This is a genomic window from Chitinophaga pollutisoli, assembly GCF_038396755.1.
Lineage (GTDB): Bacteria > Bacteroidota > Bacteroidia > Chitinophagales > Chitinophagaceae > Chitinophaga > Chitinophaga pollutisoli.
Genome location: NZ_CP149822.1, coordinates 4313476 through 4331728, shown reverse-complemented (window position 1 = coordinate 4331728; position 18253 = coordinate 4313476). Strand labels below are relative to the sequence as shown.

At 55.3% G+C, this 18253-nt stretch carries 19 protein-coding genes; 9 read left to right on the top strand and 10 right to left on the bottom strand.

Annotation, left to right across the window (positions count from 1 at the left end; translation table 11 throughout):
• Positions 1-40: 40 nt before the first annotated feature.
• The 5 genes from glpK to WJU16_RS18220 form a co-directional block, all read right to left on the bottom strand.
• Positions 41-1531, bottom strand: coding sequence for a glycerol kinase GlpK (gene glpK, locus WJU16_RS18240; protein ID WP_341834883.1), 1491 nt, complete (start codon positions 1529-1531; stop codon positions 41-43).
• Between the two features lie 15 nt (positions 1532-1546).
• The gene (locus tag WJU16_RS18235; RefSeq protein WP_298709263.1) at positions 1547-1903 is read right to left on the bottom strand and encodes a PadR family transcriptional regulator; all 357 of its coding nucleotides are present in this window, start codon (positions 1901-1903) and stop codon (positions 1547-1549) included.
• 37 nt (positions 1904-1940) lie between these two features.
• Positions 1941-3359: a glycoside hydrolase family 125 protein gene (locus WJU16_RS18230; RefSeq protein WP_341834882.1), complete on the bottom strand. Its 1419-nt coding sequence runs from the start codon at positions 3357-3359 to the stop codon at positions 1941-1943.
• A 79-nt stretch (positions 3360-3438) separates the two neighbouring features.
• On the bottom strand, positions 3439-3933 hold the full coding sequence (locus WJU16_RS18225) for a cupin domain-containing protein (protein WP_341834881.1): 495 nt from the start codon (positions 3931-3933) through the stop codon (positions 3439-3441).
• Positions 3934-3976: 43 nt separating this feature from the next.
• Positions 3977-5164, bottom strand: coding sequence for a PepSY-associated TM helix domain-containing protein (locus WJU16_RS18220; protein ID WP_341834880.1), 1188 nt, complete (start codon positions 5162-5164; stop codon positions 3977-3979).
• Between the two features lie 140 nt (positions 5165-5304).
• Between WJU16_RS18220 and WJU16_RS18215 the strand changes: the two genes are divergently transcribed.
• The 4 genes from WJU16_RS18215 (at position 5305) to WJU16_RS18200 (ending at position 8483) form a co-directional block, all read left to right on the top strand.
• Positions 5305-5640 carry a hypothetical protein gene (locus WJU16_RS18215; RefSeq protein ID WP_341834879.1) on the top strand — a complete coding sequence of 112 codons (336 nt, stop codon included), beginning with the start codon at positions 5305-5307 and terminating at the stop codon, positions 5638-5640.
• Between the two features lie 553 nt (positions 5641-6193).
• Complete coding sequence (locus tag WJU16_RS18210; protein ID WP_341834878.1) at positions 6194-6898, top strand: TetR/AcrR family transcriptional regulator; 705 nt, start codon at positions 6194-6196, stop codon at positions 6896-6898.
• 35 nt (positions 6899-6933) lie between these two features.
• A complete protein-coding gene (locus WJU16_RS18205; RefSeq protein ID WP_341834877.1) occupies positions 6934-7179 on the top strand; it encodes a hypothetical protein in 246 nt (81 codons plus the stop codon).
• 38 nt (positions 7180-7217) lie between these two features.
• Positions 7218-8483: an MFS transporter gene (locus tag WJU16_RS18200; RefSeq protein WP_341834876.1), complete on the top strand. Its 1266-nt coding sequence runs from the start codon at positions 7218-7220 to the stop codon at positions 8481-8483.
• Between the two features lie 49 nt (positions 8484-8532).
• Here WJU16_RS18200 and WJU16_RS18195 read toward each other — a convergent pair whose 3' ends face one another.
• Positions 8533-8913, bottom strand: coding sequence for a VOC family protein (locus WJU16_RS18195; protein ID WP_341834875.1), 381 nt, complete (start codon positions 8911-8913; stop codon positions 8533-8535).
• 211 nt (positions 8914-9124) lie between these two features.
• Here WJU16_RS18195 and WJU16_RS18190 point away from each other — a divergent pair, with 211 nt between their 5' ends.
• On the top strand, positions 9125-9751 hold the full coding sequence (locus WJU16_RS18190) for a TetR family transcriptional regulator C-terminal domain-containing protein (RefSeq protein WP_341834874.1): 627 nt from the start codon (positions 9125-9127) through the stop codon (positions 9749-9751).
• A gap of 8 nt (positions 9752-9759) precedes the next feature.
• Positions 9760-11100 (top strand): AarF/ABC1/UbiB kinase family protein, encoded by a 1341-nt coding sequence (locus WJU16_RS18185; protein ID WP_341834873.1) that lies wholly within the window; start codon positions 9760-9762, stop codon positions 11098-11100.
• A 39-nt stretch (positions 11101-11139) separates the two neighbouring features.
• Here the strand turns inward: WJU16_RS18185 and WJU16_RS18180 are convergent, their stop codons facing one another.
• Genes WJU16_RS18180 through WJU16_RS18170 form a run of 3 tightly spaced genes read right to left on the bottom strand, consistent with a single transcriptional unit; the run spans position 11140 to position 14250 of the window.
• Positions 11140-12288 carry a hypothetical protein gene (locus tag WJU16_RS18180; protein ID WP_341834872.1) on the bottom strand — a complete coding sequence of 383 codons (1149 nt, stop codon included), beginning with the start codon at positions 12286-12288 and terminating at the stop codon, positions 11140-11142.
• Positions 12285-13271 carry a hypothetical protein gene (locus tag WJU16_RS18175; RefSeq protein ID WP_341834871.1) on the bottom strand — a complete coding sequence of 329 codons (987 nt, stop codon included), beginning with the start codon at positions 13269-13271 and terminating at the stop codon, positions 12285-12287. The genes WJU16_RS18180 and WJU16_RS18175 overlap by 4 nt, the downstream gene beginning before the upstream one ends.
• 37 nt (positions 13272-13308) lie before the next feature.
• The gene (locus tag WJU16_RS18170; RefSeq protein ID WP_341834870.1) at positions 13309-14250 is read right to left on the bottom strand and encodes a geranylgeranylglycerol-phosphate geranylgeranyltransferase; all 942 of its coding nucleotides are present in this window, start codon (positions 14248-14250) and stop codon (positions 13309-13311) included.
• A 249-nt stretch (positions 14251-14499) separates the two neighbouring features.
• Here WJU16_RS18170 and WJU16_RS18165 point away from each other — a divergent pair, with 249 nt between their 5' ends.
• From WJU16_RS18165 to WJU16_RS18155, 3 genes are all read left to right on the top strand, one after another.
• Positions 14500-15189, top strand: a complete 690-nt coding sequence (locus WJU16_RS18165; protein WP_341834869.1) for a GNAT family N-acetyltransferase — start codon at positions 14500-14502, stop codon at positions 15187-15189.
• 111 nt (positions 15190-15300) lie between these two features.
• Positions 15301-15471, top strand: coding sequence for a hypothetical protein (locus WJU16_RS18160; protein ID WP_341834868.1), 171 nt, complete (start codon positions 15301-15303; stop codon positions 15469-15471).
• 27 nt (positions 15472-15498) lie between these two features.
• Positions 15499-16626: a DUF692 family multinuclear iron-containing protein gene (locus tag WJU16_RS18155; protein ID WP_341834867.1), complete on the top strand. Its 1128-nt coding sequence runs from the start codon at positions 15499-15501 to the stop codon at positions 16624-16626.
• Positions 16627-16677: 51 nt separating this feature from the next.
• On the opposite strand, the gene WJU16_RS18150 is transcribed toward WJU16_RS18155, so the two are convergent.
• On the bottom strand, positions 16678-18156 hold the full coding sequence (locus WJU16_RS18150; RefSeq protein ID WP_341834866.1) for an IPT/TIG domain-containing protein: 1479 nt from the start codon (positions 18154-18156) through the stop codon (positions 16678-16680).
• Positions 18157-18253: the final 97 nt, after the last annotated feature.

Here is an 18253-nt window from a genome sequence, read left to right as displayed (position 1 = left end):
TTTACCCGGCAAGAGCAACGGCGAAGTGGCCGTTGCAGTATCAGAAGTCCCAGTTCTTCACCCGGGCCACGGCCTTTTGCCAGCGCTCCCGCAGTGCGGGGCCGGGTTGTTCTTCGGGGGCGAAGACGCGCTGAATGGTGTATTGCTCCCTGATTTCCTCCAGGGTCCAGAAGCCGGTGGCGAGCCCCGCGAGGTAAGCGGCGCCGGTAGCGCTGGCCGGCATCACCTTCGGGCGCATGACGGGGTACTGGAGGATATCGGTCTGCATTTGCATGAAAAAGTCGTAAGTGGCGGAGGTACCGTCGACCCGCAGTTCCCGGATGGCCCTGCCGCTGTCTTTCTCCATGGCGTCGAGCGCATCGGCGATGCCGAGGGCCACGCCTTCCAGGGCGGCGCGGGCGATGTGGCCTGAAGAGGTGCCGCGCGTAATGCCGATGATCATGCCGCGGGCGTAAGGGTCCCAGTGCGGGGTGCCCAGGCCGGAGAGCGCTGGCACGAACATCACGCCGCCGTTATCGGGCTCCGTTTGCGCCAGGGCTTCTATCTCGGCCGTGGATTCGATCAGGCCGAGGCCGTCGCGGATCCATCGGAAGACCGAGCTGCCGCCGAACACGCTGCCTTCCAGGGCGTAAGTGGTTTCCTCCCCTATCCTCCACGCGATGGTGGTGAGCAGGTGATTGTCGGAAGTGACGGGTTTGGAACCGGTGTTCATCAATGCGAAACACCCGCTCCCGTAAGTATTCTTTACCATACCGGGCTCCAGGCACATTTGCCCGAACAGCGCGGCCTGCTGATCGCCCGCCACACCCGCGATGGGGATCACGGCGTCCAGCAAACCATTCTGCGTATGCCCGATGATCTCGCTGTTGGAGCAGATCGCGGGTAATAGTTGATGCGGGATATTGAACAACCGCAGCAGCTCCTCGTCCCATTCCAGGGTGTGGATGTTGAAGAGCATGGTGCGCGAAGCGTTGGTCAGATCAGTGACGTGCGTTTTGCCGCCGGTGAGCTTCCAGATCAGCCAGGCGTCGATGGTACCGAAGGCCAGCTTGCCCTGTTCGGCGCGGAGCCGTGCGTCGGGGATATGATCGATGATCCAGGAAATCTTGCTGGCGGAGAAATAAGCGTCGAGGATGAGGCCGGTTTTGCGCTGCACCAGGCCGGAGAACCCCTGGTAACGGAATTCATCTACCAGCTTGGACGTCCGCCGGTCTTGCCAGGCGATGGCGTTATATACCGGTTCGCCTTTCTCGCGGTCCCAAATCACGGTGGTTTCCCGCTGGTTGGCGATGCCGATCCCGGCGATCTCACCCGCGCGGATGCCCGCCGTGGCTATCAGTTCTTCCACTACTGAAAGCATGGTATACCAGATCTCGTTGGGATCCACCTCGATCCAGCCCGGTTGCGGATAGTATTTTTCGTATTCTTTCTGCAAATGCCTCACCACCTGTCCCTCGCGGGAGAAAAGCACGGCGCCCGCTGCGCTGGAGCCGAGATCGAGAGAGAGGATATATTTCTTGTCGCCGTTCATCTGCCGGGAATTTATTTAAACTTGCTTCAGGTCGGTAATGGCCTGCATCAGTTCGCCGAGATACTGATACATGGTTTCGAGGTATTCGTTGCCGAGATCGGTGAGCTGGTAGTATTTGCGCGGAACGCCTTCATCCATCTCCACCCATCTCGACTCCACCAGTTTTTCCTTCTTCAGCCTGCTCAACAGCGGGTAGATGGTACCTTCGGCGATATCCATATCCGCCAGCTTTTTGATTTCGCTGATCAGTTCATAACCGTACCGTTCCTTTTTCTGCAGCAGCAGCATAATGATGTATTCGAACAATCCCTTTTTGATCTGGGATTGCCAACGTGTAATAAAATATGCGTTTGCATCAGGCTTGCGCTCCATAGCGGTGTCGGTGCGTGTATGATTAAATGTAACTCAATTATGCCAGTAAATGCGGCCGTTCAGTGAATACTTTCCAGATGAATTCCCCGAAGATCGTATTCGCCCAGGCGAACCAGGAACGCGTGAACTGCGCGGGATCGTCTTTATGGAAAGATTCGTGCATGAACCCTTTGCCGGCATGGCAGCTCTTCAGGATGCGCAGGCACTCTCTTATCTCGGTTTCGCTCTTGCTCGTCAGCCCTTGCATCACTACGCTGATAGGCCAGATACGGTCCATCCCGGTGTGCGGGCTGCCGATCCCTTTGCCCGCTTTCCCAGAGAAATGGAAGGGGTTTTCGGAGGAAAGGATCATTTTCCGCGTGTTGACATACACCGGATCGTTGGGCGCTACCGCACCGAGGTAAGGCAAAGCGAGCAGGCTGGGTACGTTGGCATCGTCCATCAGGTTGAAGCTTCCGTAACCATTCACCTCGAACGCGTACACTTTACCGAATTGCGGGTGCGTGGTGATGGCGTATTTCTTCAGCGCGTTCTCCACTTCCGTTGCCAGTTCGCGGCATTCGGCCGCCAGCGAAGCATCCAGCTTTTGCGCTGTAAGGATCTCGGCGGCCTGGCGGAGGCTCACCACCGCAAAGAAGTTGGAAGGAACGAGGTAGGGGAAGATAGTAGCGTCGTCGCTGGGGCGGAACGTGCTGCAGATGAGGCCTACAGGCTTCACCGGGTAGCCGTATCCCGCCAGGGGAACACCGTCGGTTGCCCAGGAGGTGGTACGCTGGAAGGTGTAGGGGCCGGGACCGTTCTTCCGCTGCTGTTCCTTGAAGGTTTTCACGGTCAGCGCGATCGATTCTTTCCAGGCGGTATCGAAGGGCGATGTGTCGCCGGTCTTTTTCCAATAGAGATAAGCGAGGCGGATGGGATAGCAAAGGGAGTCGATTTCCCATTTACGCTCGTGGATGCCGGGCTTCATGTCTGTAATGTCTGTCGCCCATTCGCCGCGTTTGTTCTCGTCTTTATAGAACGCGTTGGCGTAGGGGTCTTTGTGAATACACTTTACCTGGTGGTTGATCACGCCTGCGATGAGGTGCTGCAGATCTTTGTCTTTGGCCACCAGCTGCAGGTATGGCGACACCTGGGCAGTGCTGTCGCGCAGCCACATGGCGTCAATGTCACCTGTAATTACATAAGTATCGGGCCGGCCGTTGACGGTGGTGTATTCCACGGTGGTATCGAGGGTATTCGGAAAACAGTTATTGAACAGCCAGGCCATTTCAGGATCTTTCACACCTTTCTGCACGGCTGCGATGGCTTCTTCCACGGCTTTGCTGCGGAACCTGCGCTGCGCTTCGGCTACACGTACCACGGGGAACGGGTCTGCCGATGCCCAGGAAAGTGCGGGACGAAGAATGGCTGCGGAGGAAAGTATAGCGGTTTGTCGGAGAAAATTTCTTCTGCTCATAATTCTTGGATTAATCCTGAAAAATAGATAATCCGGACAAGAAATCGCATCCTGTCCATTAAAAATCCTTTGCTAAAATTTACGAACGTGTTAGCAGTGCAATGAGTTGGGCATGTTGCGGAAAACGCGCGCCCAGGTCGGCTCTTCCGGCCAGTTCGAAGTCGGCGAAATCAAACCCCGGCGCCACGGTGCAACCGGCGAGGCAGAAGCCGCCTGTTTCTTCCACGCTGGAGGCGAACCAGCTGCCGGCGGCAATTAAAACCTGCAATTGTTCTCCGTTGTGGATGTTGCGGCCCAGCAGGTGCACATGCAAGGTGCCATCCGGCCGGATTTCATAAATATGCAGCGGCGTGCCGTCGTAAAAATGCCACAGTTCGTCGGATGCGATGCGATGGAAAGCGGAAAAATCGCCGTCTTCCAGTAAAAAATAGATGGCCGTGGATGCGTTCCTGGGGCCGGGGAAGCCTTCAGGCTGGATGGCCAGGGGTGCACGGTATGTTTCACGGAAAGAGCCGCCTTCGATGTGTTGCGTCAGTTGTAGTGTTTCGCGCCAGTAGGCAGCTGTTGTTTTCATTCGCTAAACTTACAGCATTTTATTGGCAGAAGAGGGGTAGACTTTAAGATAAAGCCGGTTGTGGCTGGATGGGCGCCGGACGGGGCATCGCTTTCTTCGCTTTTTTCGCTTTCTTTTTCCTGCCGAGCCAGACGCACACGCCGGTAATGGGCAGGCTGGCGCAAACGAGGCTGGCGAAGAACATGAGCAATTTTCCCGGAAGTCCCCAGATGGCGCCTACGTGCAGGTCGTAGTTCATGCGGCGGAATTTATCGCCCATGGACTTTTCTTCGTACTTGCCGGCGAAAGGACCGGTGGCTTCGAGGGGTTGGAGGGTATACTGGTCGAAAAGGTAGTTTTCCGTTTTATAATAGGTGCCGGGGCGGTTGTTGATGGTGACGCTGATGGGAGCGCTGTTGCCGGTGGCGAAGTACAGCGACAGCCCCGCTTCGGCGGGTTTGGCTTTCATGACGCGCGCCCAGGCGATATCGGTATTGGCTTCCAGGGAATGGGCGGGGGTGAGTCGGGTGGTGTCGGAGATGGGGTACACCGCGTCTTTGAGGGATTTACCGCCCGTGGTGGCGTAATACAATCCGTCGGCCCACCATTTGAAGCCATACACCAGGCCGGTTACGATGAGGATCACGGCGATGCTCATGACATAGAAGCCCAATACATTATGGAGATCGTAGTTTTTGCGTTTCCATTTTGCGTCCCATTTCACGGAGAAACGCTGCTTGCGGGCGGCTTTGTTGCGCGGCCACCAGAGCACGAGCCCCGAGAGCAGGAGCACGAAGAATGTGAGGGTAGACCATGCCACGATGGGCTGGCCGATCTTGCGGGGCAGCCAGAGATTGAAGTGCCCTTCGAGCACGATGCGGAAGAAGTCGCTCTTCGCGTCCCAGGTACGGAGCACCTGGCCGTTATAGGGGTTCATGAAAACCTGCTGGTAATAGGCATTGTCGCCACGGCCGTAGAACTGGACCACGGAACTGTAGTCCTTGCCGCCATAAATAACGCCCTGCGCCGATTTGCCCATTTCTTTTTCGGCGATGGCGCGGAGCTGGGAAGGGGGAAGCGGAGCGGATTGGGCTGTTTTGGCACCTGCAGGGAGGTGGAACCATTGCTTGCCGAACAGGCTGCGCAGCTCCCATTCAAAAGCAAGGAGGCAACCGGTGATGCTGATAATAAATACTACCAGCCCGGAGGCCAAACCTAACCAAAGATGAATCTTCCCTACTATTTTTCTCATATGGAGCCTAAATCTTCTGCAAAAATGCGTCAGGCCGGCGGGGGTCAATGATCAAATCGGGAAAATGAGTTACGCAATCGGGAAAACTTCATTTCATATCCCCGTTTTTTTACTATATTTAACATGCTTTGCGTTCCTTCATGGCCATATGTCTGTTGGCGCTTACCAGCGTTCACTTCGGTATCCGGGTTACCGGGTATATGCAGTGCGTGGTGAAAGCCTACATGATCGACCATCGTGATTTTGCTCAGGATTGCGGTTGTGCGAAGATTATGGCCGCCGTTTTCGGGAACGCCTTGCCGGGGGAAGAACAAATGACACCCGCTCCCACTACGCTGAAGCTGCAGGACATTGTGCTGCTGGCTGAAAGCCCACGCACCGCCGCTCCCCGCGACGAAGCGAAGCCTTTTACAGGCTGGGTGCAGGAACGTTACCCCTCTCCCGCCGCAGGCGCTATCTTCCATCCGCCCTGCTGACGCTTCCTTCTCTCATTATCTATCCTTTATTTAATCACCAAACGGTTGGGTTAAACGTTTACGTCTGCCAGTTTCCAAGACCCTGACGTACGGACAAACTCCTTCCGCTGGTCGAATGCATATCGCAGGCATGTGAACATTGCATGCGCATTCAATATTTTAGCAAACAGGCCATCCGGCCCGCGAACCGGCTGGCGCCCCTTCCCGGGGTGGCCTGGCCCACGTTCTGCAACAGCTCTGCCGCGCTGCAGCCGGCACGCCGGTGCGGAGCGTAGACCGCAACATCTTGTACGCGCTGCCCACGGAAACGGGGAACGCCAAAGCACCTGGGTGACCGGAATCAGCATCAGCTGCTACGGTCACCCTTTTTTGCGGGCTTGCTTGACTGGAGGTGACGAGCCATCAACCGGTTAACTGCTGCCAGGACTTATTAAATAAATGTGTAAACCTATTGCAGGTTAAAGCCTGACAAGACCGAAAGTTTCATTAGTACTGTTACAGAACGGTATCTGTACTGTATCTGTACTTAATCCCTGCCAAGCCAATATAGGACATGCCTGCCATTCATGATCCCATCTTCTCCCTTCCCATTTTCCCCCTCCAACCCATCCAGTCACAAAATTATTTTAAAAATAAGCGATCGCTCACTTATCTTTGTAGCATCATGCGCCCAAGGGACGAGAATAAAATATGCCTGCTGCACAAAAAAGCGATCGAAATGATTGTGAATGAGGGGCTGGACGGCTTCGGAGTGAACAAACTGGCCCGCGCGGCCGGAGTATCGCCCGCCACTTTGTACATCTACTTCAAGGACCGGGAAGACCTCATCATCCAGGTAACATTGCGCGTGACGCAGACCATGCTGGAAGAAAGCCTCCGGGACTTCGACCCCGACATGCATTTCGAGGAAGGCCTGCGCAAACAGTGGCACAACCGCGCCGCCCACTTCACCCGCAACCCGCTCGACGTGGAATTCATTGAAAAGATGCGGTATTCCCATCTTTATAGCAAAGTGTCGGTGGAGGTTTATACCGCATTTAAAGAAGTGATGGGCAAATTCGTGCGCAACGCGATCGAGCGCAAAGAGCTGATTGAGCTGCCGTTTGAAGTGTACTGGTCGGTCGCGTTTGCCCCCCTGTACCAGCTCATCAAATTCCATACACAGGAAAAAACCTTTATCCACAAGCCTTTCCAGCTAACGGAAGCAGCGATGGAACAAACATTGCAGCTGGTACTCAAAGCCCTCAAACCCGCATGACCCATTATATACATTTACCATTAAACCTGACGCCCATGACCACCGCTTATGCAACGGCATCCGGAATGGATGTACTCGTATTCCGGACCAACATCCGGTTCAAAAAAGACCTCCGCCAGGTGGCGCCCGTTCTTGACGAAGCCCCCGGGCTCGTGAAATGGACCGTAGACCGGGAGGATACCGATAAAGTGCTCCGCATCGAAACCCGGAACCCCGATCCCTCGCCCATCATCAGCCTGGTGGAATCGGCCGGTTATTTCTGCGAAGAGCTGCCCGGTTGATTTTATCCACCACACACACTACGATTTCAAAACTCCAAATGGAAACACACGCTCCGAAACACCCCGTCTTTACCCGCTACCAGGTGCTCATGATCGTACTGCTGTCGCTCATGCAGTTCACCGTGGTGCTCGATTTCATGGTCATGAACCCGCTGGGCGAAATCCTGCTGCACGATTTCACCGCCCGGCAATTCGGGATGGTAGTGGCCGCATACCCTTTCTCCGCCTGCATTTCGGCCATCGCCACAGCAGGCTTCGCCGATAAGTTCGACCGGAAGAAAATCCTCATGGTTTTTTACACCGGCTTTATCATCGGCACTTACTTTTGCGCCCTCGCCAACGATTATCCCACGCTGCTGATCGCCCGGATCGTTACGGGGCTTTTCGGCGGGGTGATCAGCTCCATCGGGCTGGCCATTATTGTGGACCTCTTCCGCCCGGAAACGCGCGGCCGCGTAATGGGATATACCCAGATGGCCTTCGCCATGAGCCAGATCCTGGGCATCCCCATCGGCTGGGAGCTCGCCATCCGTTTCAACTGGCATTTTCCCTTCTGGATGATCGCCGTTTTCGGCACCATGCTCGGCCTGCTGCTGGGGTATTTCATGCAACCCATCACGGGGCACCTCGGCAAAAACACGGAAAAGAACGCATTCAAACACCTGGCGCATACGGTGCAGAACCCACGCTACCGGCTGGCCTTCTTTACCACCGTGCTCATCGCCACGGGCGGTTACATGCTCATGCCCTTCGGCAATGCGTTTTCACAGCATAACATGGGCATTTCGAAACACGATATCACTTTGCTGTTTATGGCTTCGGGGCTGGCCAACCTGCTGGTGTCGCCCATTATCGGGCGGCTGTCCGACAAGATAGGCCGCGCCAACATCTTCTACGCTGCCAGTACGCTCACGCTCGTCATGGTACTGATTTATACCAACCGCGGCATCACGCCGCTCTACCTGGCGTTGATTATCAATGTGCTGATGATGGTGTCAGTATTTGCCCGGATCATTCCCATGCAGGCCACCATGACGTCGCTGCCCACGCTGCAGGACCGCGGCTCCTTCATGAGCATCAACGCCGCCGTACAGCAGCTTTCCGGAGGTATCGCCGCCATGGCCGCCAGCAGGATCGTGCACTCCACCGAAACGGGGTACCTGGAACATTATCCCGTGCTGGGATACGTGATCGCCGTGGCGCTGGTCATCACGATGGTCATGATGTATTTCCTGAACCGGCAGGTGGTAGCGGAAGCGGCGGCCAGGCAACCGGAACCGGGTAAAATGGCCGCGGCAACCTGACAACACGTTTTCCCCCATAAAAAAAGGGCGCTTTTCCGGCGCCTCTTTTTTATGGTTTTACTTCAAATAAAGGATTGTAAATCAACCCGATGATATTCCCCCAGGGATCGGTAACGGTAGCCGTTTCGATGGGGCCGCCCACATTCCGCGGGGCTTCGTGGGTGGTGGCGCCGAGCGACAGAAGGTAATTGTAGGCTTCGCGGATGTCTTCCACGCCCCAATACGTTTCCACGGCACCCGTGCCGGGATGCGCTTCTCCGGCCGCCAGCGGGTGCACGCCCAGCTCGTATCCGCCGATCTCGAAGCCTACATAAAAGGGCTCGTCGAAATAGGGATCGGTGTTGAAGGCCTTCCTGTACCATTCCTTGCCAGCCGCGATATCGGGAACGCGGTAAATGACGGTCCGCAGACCGGCAAATCTTTTTGCCATGTTTTCCGGTTTCGTCCAATGTACGATTCTTTCGAATTCCGGCCATTGGGAAAAAATTAACATTTTGTCCCAATCCCTTTCCCGTTCCGCCTTTCAGCCCATCTGGCCAAATTTTTTCCACATCATTTGCCGAACGTATCGCATGGCGGCGTAATTTTGCATCATAACCCGTTCCTCCCCCTTCGATTCATTCTTTTAAACCAAAAAGAACATGGAAAAACAATCCATTCGCGATGCGTACAAGCGTTATTGGCTCGAAAACGGCCAGGCGCCTGTTTCTGTTTTCGCACTCTGCAAAATCCTCGATGTGCCGGAGGCGGAATTCTACCAGTTTTACAGCAATTTCGAAGCCCTCGAGGCCGACATCTGGGAGAAATATTTCACCCGTACCACCGACCAGCTGAAAGACGACGAGACTTACCGGCAGTATTCTTCCCGCGAAAAGCTGCTCGCCTTTTATTTTTTATGGGTGCAGCAGCTGAAGGAAGACAGAAGTTACATTCTGCAACAGTACCGCCGTTCCCACCTGCCGCTCAGCCAGCTGGGGCAGTTGTCGGCTTTCAAGAAGGCGTTTTACGAATATGCTTCCGGGCTGATCAAGGAAGGATATCTCACTTCCGAGATCAAGGAACGGAAATACATTTCCGATCAATACGTACACGGATTCTGGGTGCAGGCGCTGTTTGTGCTAAAATACTGGATCGGCGACAGGAGCGAGCAATTCGAACTGACGGACGCGGCGATCGAAAAAGCCGTGAACCTGAGCTTCGAGCTGATCCACAGCAACACGATCGACAGCCTGATCGACTTCGGTAAATTCATGTTCACCCGGAAATAACCGCCATTATGAAAGAACAACAACACCTCCCCACCGGCAAAGTGGAGCGGGCGGGCCGCTTCGTGACAACCGGGCTGAAAGTGGGAACCAATTATATCAAACATTACACCCGCAAGCTGATGGACCCTTCCGTGTCCAAGGAACAGCTGCATCAGGATAACGCAGAGGATATTTACGACACGCTGAGCCAGCTGAAAGGCAGCGCCCTGAAAGTGGCGCAGATGCTCAGTATGGACCGCGGCATGCTGCCCAAGGCGTATTCCGATAAGTTCGCCATGAGCCAATACAGCGCGCCTCCGCTTTCCGGGCCGCTGGTGGTCAACACTTTTGTTAAAACCCTCGGCCAGACGCCCTCCAAATTATTCGATCAGTTCGATCTGAAAGCATGCAATGCCGCTTCCATCGGGCAGGTTCACAAAGCGGAGAAAAACGGCAAACAGCTGGCAGTCAAAATCCAGTATCCCGGCGTGGCCAGCAGCGTGAAATCCGATCTGCGCATCGTGAAACCCTTCGCCGTGCGCATCGTGGGGATGAATGAAGTGGATATGGATAAATATTTCGAAGAGATCGAATCCAAACTGCTGGAAGAAACGGATTACAAACTGGAGCTCCGCCGCTCGAGGGAATTGAGCGCCCGCTGCGCGCATATCCCCAACCTCGTGTTCCCGGCATATTACCCGGAATTATCGTCGGACCGGATCATTACCATGGACTGGCTCCACGGTAAGCATCTCCGCGAGTTTCTCGATACCAATCCATCGCAGGAAGTGCGCGACAAGATCGGGCAGGCGCTGTGGGACTTCTACCAGTTCCAGGTGCATCACCTGCGCACCGTTCACGCCGATCCCCACCCCGGCAACTTCCTGCTGCGGGAAGACGGCACCGTCGCGATTTTCGATTTTGGTTGTGTGAAGGAGATACCGGAGGATTTTTATGTCAACTATTTCCATCTCACCGATAAGGATGTGCTGGCCGATGAAGCCCGCCGCCGCGAGATTTACACGCATCTCGAAATGATCCATCCCAGCGATACGGAAAAAGACATCGTCTTCTTCTCCGGCCTTTTCCAGGAGATGATCCGCATGCTCACGCTTCCCTTTACCGTAACGGGTTTTGATTTCGGCGACGAAGCCTATTTCAACGAAATTTACGCTTACATGGATTACCTGTATAATCTGAAGGAAGTCCGCGAATCGAAAGTAGCGCGCGGCAGCCGCCACTCGCTTTACATCAACCGCACCTACTTCGGATTGTATTCCCTCCTCAGCGATCTCAAATCGCGCGTCAACACCAGCCGCGAGCGTATCGACGAACTGGGCAAACAGGAATGGGTTTCCGATCTGCAATAACTTTTCATGAAAAGCCCCCGTGAAAAGCGGGGGCTTTTTTTATGCTTTCAGCGATGCACGCAAAAGGTGATGCTGCAGTAGCAACACTTTATTGTACGCAGGGCATTTGTAGTAATAGCTGATAAGGTGGTAGCCGGAAAAAGTCTTCTTCCCAAAATCCGGCAGCAGCGAGTTGAAGCCTGCCACGAAAAACACGAAATCCCCGTCTGTTCTCACTTTACCCAAATCGATTTCAGGAGCGGGCTCACCCAGCCAAAGCAGCGCCGTAGATAAGATGACGCGGTCCATATCGTCGGAAGCTTGCGCCAGCAGCTGCTTTGCATCCGCCACGAGCACGCCGCGGTGTTGCGACAGTTCCGGGATGGGATACCGGCCGATGAGCCGCGCGAAGTGGTAAATCAGTACCGGGGAACGCGCGTAATGCGGGGAGATGTAGGCCGGGTGCGTCATGTATTCCCGGTTTTGGATGAAAGCAGCGAGTAACTGCACCGTGGCGCTATCGAACCGGCCGCCCGCCATGTTGTAACGATGCATGAAATACAGCGTATTCGCCAGTACGCAGGCGTCGAAATCAATCGGCATGCTTTTCCCGAACCAGGTGGAATAGGCGGGAATATCGCGGTATTTTCTGAAGGTATTTTTGATGCCGTAACTGACGGTATTCGCGTGTTGCTCCATCAGCAGCCTGGTGGCGCGGGCGGTGGCGGAATCCGCTTCCATGGCGAGCAGGAGGATGGAAGTATCATCGATATCATCGGGCAGCGAATGCCATTTTTTGAACAGGTTGAGGAAACCGGAATTCGGGAACACCATGCTGGGATTGGTTCTCCAGAAATTATACGTGCTGCGCCCTGATTTGTGGCGGAAGTAAGGGAACGTGGCGCATGCTTTCGCGCGGATGTTGCGGCATAGCGTGCTGTCGGCGCTATGGAATTGATCCTGCATTTCACCGAGCGTCAAGGCGATGAGGCCGGTGAAGAATACGTTGTTGTCGTGCTTCATTTTGCCGCGCGGATGGCCGTAGTAGCGGTGGCTGGGAAACATGCCGGCGTAATAAAAACTATCGGTTGCCGCCTGTTCCGCCGCGATTTCGTGGAGGAGGCGGGTCGCGAAAGCGTCTTCCTGCGCCCTTGCGAAAGGCACGCAGGCCAGGAGGTTCAGTATAATGAGCGTAATGCGGAAGTTCATGCGGGGAGTGGTTTGGTGGATGCGGACATGCGCTTGCCTTCGCGGCATTTTTGCCAGGTGAAGTGCATGCAGTGCCAGATGTTGGAAGGCTTTTCCATGTCCACGATCAGTGCTTTGCGGGGCAGGCTGTTGAGATCAGGGAGCTGGGGGCTTTGCTGCTGGAGATTGCGGAGCTGGCGGATGGCCATGTCGCTGAAAGAGCAGATCGCCATCATATTGAGGAGGAAAGCGCGTTTGCGGGCTTCCGGCACCGGGAGCCCCGCGATGATGGCCATCATCTCCTCCACCTTGCGGGTATAAAACGCATGAAAAGCATGCGCGTCGCGCATCCGGTTGGGAAGCGTTTGCACACCTGCCTGGAGGTCTTTCCAGATATCGAATAAATCGTTGGTCAGCTGGATGATGCCGCCGATCCGGTACCAGCAATCGGCTTCCGCTCCGGAAGCGTCGTGGTCGAGATAGAAACGGCAGAGGAGCACGGCATAACCACCTTTTTCCATCGTGATGCGGAGCAGCTCTTCTTCGGTCATGGGCGCGGGCTTCGTTTGCCGTGCGGAATCCACCTGCGCGCGGAAGAGCCCGCGGGCGGCTTTGTCGTATGCGGGGCGGTCGCGGACGTAATCCCGCAATGCCAGGTGGCAATGCAGGAACATCTGCTCTTCGATCCTGCGGGGCTGGAATGTTTCCGGCCGGAAAGAAATTGTGTCCAGCGCTTCCGGCGTCAGTTCCTCACGGTCGATGAAGTCGTCGAACGCGCCGCTGCAGATGAAGTATTGGATGAGGCGGTCCCTTTCCGCCGGGGTGGCGGTGCGGCCGCGCAGCGCCGTGAATGCGTCGATGATCATGGGCTGGTAGATGCTGTAGCTGGTGATCACCTTGCGGCGGGCTTCTTCGGGCATTCGTCCGCCAAATTGCGCTTCCAGCCGTTGCAAAAGCGCTTCGGCCCGGGGGCTTCCTTCTTCCTTTCCGACATGATCTGCCAAACCCTCGCGCCTACGCTTCCGGCAAACTGCAATACATTCATAGGATCATAAACTGGATGAACAACATCGACAAAATGCCCGTCAGCATCACGATTTTGATCCAGGTGCTGAGGCGGTGGTAATCCTGCACGGCGCGGGCGCCGAATACTTTCCGCAGGATCCACGCCAGCGGCAGGATGATCAGGCAGATGGAGTAGAGCGACAGCATGGAGGGACCACCGTCCTGCTGCGTCCAGAGGAATGGTTGCAGTGCCGCCAGCACGCCGATAAGGCTGAGCAGGCTTCCGGCTACGATCCAATGCGCGGTACGCGCACCGAGCACGATGGGCATGGTACGGCCGCCGTAACGACGGTCGCCTTCTACGTCTTCCAGGTCTTTCACCAGTTCTCTTGCGAAAGAGATGATGAACGCGAAGCCGGTATATAGAAAAGTGTAGATCGTGATGTAACGGAGGGTGTCGGGGAAGATGCCGGCGGCATCGCCTTCCACCAGCGTCAGCACCGGCATGGCCGAAGCGGAGATGCCTGCCACGAGGATATTGCCAATGAGGAATCGTTTTTTGAAAAACGCCGAATAACAATACAACAAAACGATGCAGCCGAGGATGCAATATAAAGGCGCCCATCCTCCCAGTTCCAAGCTTACAACCCAGGCGAGCCCTGCGGCGGCGGCGTTCATGAGGCCATAGGCGGCGAGGGCGCCGGTCCTGCTGATGCCGCGGGTAATACACACTTTCCCGGGTTTGTTGACGGTATCGATCCCCAGATCGAAATAATCGTTGATGATATATCCCGCGGCGGCTACGAGCATGTATGCCGCGGAGATCATAAGGAATTCCGCCACGCTCATTTTCGGCTCCAGGCCGGCGGCGCGCAAAAGCGGAGTGATCACGCAATATTGGAAAAGCCACTGCGTGAGGAAGATAATGACGAGGTTAGGCCATCGGATCAGCTTCAGAAAAAGGATACAAAACTTCATGCTACAGGCGATAATATTATAGGTCCGGTCTGGTTGAGCTCATTGGAAAAATGTACGCCACGATCTTGTTTTCAAGGACAGTTACAGTCGATACATTCACTTTCTGCCGGAAAATTAGTCAATCCCGTTCATCTATACAACAATCTCCCTCCTGTCTGGTTGGCGCTTTTCCGTGAAAACTGACGGCACCGTGAAAATTGCCGCGAAGTTCCGGTGGTTCCCGATGCCATACGGCTGTATATTTGGAAGATGCAAAAGATAATAGACTGGAAGATGCTCGACAACCCGGCCTGGCATGCCCTGAACGGTCCGCAGGCGCACCTGGCGAAGACTTCGGAAGGCGGCGCGCGATATCTGCCGGAAGTGGTCCCTTTTGCGGCGGTGGCTTCCCCTTCCGCAGCAAACGCCCGGCAGCTGGACGGGCTCCTGGAACCCGGAGACGCCTTTTTTCTCATCGGCGAACTTCCGCCGTTGGCAGACGGCTGGACCATCCGTTCCCGGTTGCCCTGCCTTCAAATGATCAGCGAGCGCCCGTTGGCGGCGCCCGATCCGGCTATCTCCATAACAGACCTAACACCCGCCAACGCCCCGGAACTGTACGACCTCGTACAATTGGTGCAGCCGGGGTATTTCATGCCGGAAACCTGGCGTATGGGCCGGTACACCGGTATCCGGGAACAAGGCCGGCTGGTGGCGGTTGCCGGCGAGCGCATGCGGCTCAACGGGCTCAACGAGCTGAGTGCTATCTGTACCCATCCGGAATATACGGGTCGGGGATATGCGGGGCACCTGGTGGCGGGGCTGGTACACCGGCAACGCGCAGAAGGGATCACGCCGTTTCTGCATGTGGCGGGGCACAACGATCGGGCCATCCGGCTGTATGAAAAACTCGGCTTCCGTACCCGGCGGGAGATTACGTTTACCCTCCTTTCCCGGTGACATTAAGAAATGAAGGAGCTGTAACCTTTTCCTCCAAACGGCCGTTTTATCATCGAACTGAAGCCATTGCAAGGTGTGGAAACAACCTCTTCATGATTAAAACCTGGATGTATGAAACTTCCCAAAATTCTCATCGGCGCCATTATCGCCGGTATCGCCGTTCAAACATTACCGTCCTGCTCTAAAGACAGTGACCTGACGCCCCAACAGAAGGAAGCCAAAAAGAAAGAAGAAGAAAAGAAACGCAACATGGACAATTGCCCTGCCTGCGGCATGGGCTGATGCTGACCCCGTAAAACAATTTCCACATTGCCCCGACTGTTATCCACTGTAGCCTGTAACCTGGATCCCCATTTGCTGGGAGCCTGCCTGCCCCTCTTCGAATCCGGCGAAGCCGACGCCATCGAGTGGTCGTTTGACGCACTGTACCGGCTGGATGCGCTGCCGGAATGGTTTCATGGATTGATCGACGCCTTCAGTGACGGCAACCGCCTGGTAGGCCACGGCATTTTCTTTTCCCTGTTTGCCGGGAAATGGCATCCGGAACAGGAAGCCTGGCTGCGGGAGCTTTCCATGATCTGCAAAAAGTTCCGGTTCGATCATATCACGGAACATTTCGGGTTCATGACCGGGCAGGATTTCCATCACGGCGCGCCGCTGAACGTGCCTTACACCGACGCGGCGCTGCGTATCGGGCAGGATCGCCTCGGGCGCATCGCGGATGCCTGCGGGCGGCCGGTAGGGCTCGAGAATCTGGCGTTTTCGTGGTCGGTGGATGAAGTGCGGCGGCACGGGGATTTCCTCGACCGGCTGCTCGCGCCCGTCAACGGCTTCATCATCCTCGACCTCCACAACCTGTATTGCCAGGTTGTCAACTTCGACATTCCTTTCGAAACGCTCGCCGCACTTTATCCCCTGCACCGCGTCCGCGAAATCCATATTTCCGGCGGCAGCTGGGAGCCTTCGGAAGACCCGTCCAGATCGATCCGCCGCGACACGCACGACGATTCCGTTCCCGAAGAAGTTTTCCGTTACCTGGAAGCCATTATTCCCCGCTGCCCGCACTTGCGCTATCTCGTGATGGAACAACTCGGCGCCGGCCTGGAAACGGAAGACAGCAAAACCGCTTTCCGCGCGGATTTCCGGCGAATGGCGGATATCGCCCGGCAGTGGAACGTAATGCAGGGTGATGAAATCCTTCATCCTTTCACTCCTCCCTTTAACCCGCCGAAAGGCGCACCGGCGGAGGATCTGGCTTTGCACCAGCAACAGGCGGAGTTGTCTTCCATCCTGGAAAACGCGGATACATTTGAAGCCGCCAACCGCGCACTGCAAGCGTCTTCGCTGGCGCAAAGCCATTGGCAGGTGGAACGATGGTCGCCGTTTATGTTGGAAACCGCGATGCGCATCGCGCAGAAGTGGAAGAAAAAAGACTAAAAAAAACGCCGCATGATGCATGCGGCGTTTTTCTTAATATCCGGTTCGTTGTCAGTTGATGAAACTGAATTCGTAAATCTTTCCTTTGCTATTCCATCCATATACCTTTTCGCCCACAACACCCACGTGCTCAATGGATTCATTCAAATCGTCGGACATCACCAGGCGCCAGGGAATCGTGGCGGCTCCGTCATACTCCCACATCCTTTCGTTCACCATGAAGTAGGCTTTCCCTTTCAACCCGAACGCGGGCGTTTTAACACGTATTCCCAATTGCGCATCCGGAAGGGCGGGTAGTTCCGTGACGGCCCCTACATTTCCATTCACTGTGAATTTGTACATGTATTTGCGATAATGATCGGTAGTCGTTTTGAACGCAGGCCCGATAATCGCTTCGTTATTCAACACCACCACACCGCCAAGATTGATCTGGCTGTAGAAAGCGTCGACGGATTTGGTCCAGTTGCCGCCATTGGCGGGGTTGAATACATAGATGGACTTATCATCACCATCCGAAGCGGAATACAGCTTTCCTCCCATCGTAAAGGCGATGCCCATGGCGGCATGTGTACCTGGGATAGGCGCCACGGACGTGAATGCCTTCGTCATGGGATCAAATTCCCACCATTTGCCATAATTCGCTGTGGCTAAACTATTCCCGAAATACACCTTGTTGCCGACAACGGCCGGCACCGGGTCCGTCAGGCTGGTGGGCAATTGGCCATTGATTTCCGTGGCCTGCCACCCGCTATCGGGGCGGGCTGGGTTGTACATGAAAAAGAACTGGTCCCCGTTGAAGGAAACCCTGTTAAAGCCCCAATACAGTTTGCCCTCGAATACGAAAGAAATACCGCCCGGGAAAATACTCACGTTCTGCGAATTGATGATCGGGTCGGGGATGCGCGTCCATTTGCCGAGCTTGCCGGTGTTTGTAACGGTAAATTCAGCAGCGGACTCATAATTCTTCCCGCCACCCGATACTACGATTTTGTGTTTCGTGAGGGTAGTGTTGTAAGGAACGGTGAATTTGATCTGGTTGGCGTTGGCAGATTTTACTTCCGCTTTTATACCGTTCAGCTTTACTTCGGGCGAAAGGGGGAAGTCGGCCCCCGTGATCGTCACTTCCGTTCCGGAAGGCCCTTCCTGCGGCGCAAATGCCGCAATGCCGGTGGGGATGGGATCAACGACGAAGTTGTTGGCCGAAACGGCTGTCTTATTCTTGATGATCAGACTGATCTTGGCGGTGGTGGCGCCAACCGGCACATCGAACGTGAGCGCGGTGGCGGTGGCGGTTTTCACGACCATGCGTTGTGTTCCCAGTTTCAGGTCGTTGTCGGGGATGTTGGTGGAAAAGTTTTTCCCGGTGACGGTGACCGTTGTACCTGGCATGCCGTTCGCCGGCGTGAAACCCGTGATTTCAGGGGTGGGCGTTGGCGTGAGATCGATGACTACTTTCTCTTTTTTCCCACAGGAAAAAAGGGCTGTCGCCAGCGTTAGGCAAAGGATCAATAGCTGATGGTTTCGCTTCATGAGGGTGATTTTTGGGTTTGGGGCGCTCTTCAGTTATGTCTGCATCAAAAAATAGCAGTTCCCTCGTAAAGGAACTGCTATGCTGCGGGGCAAAATT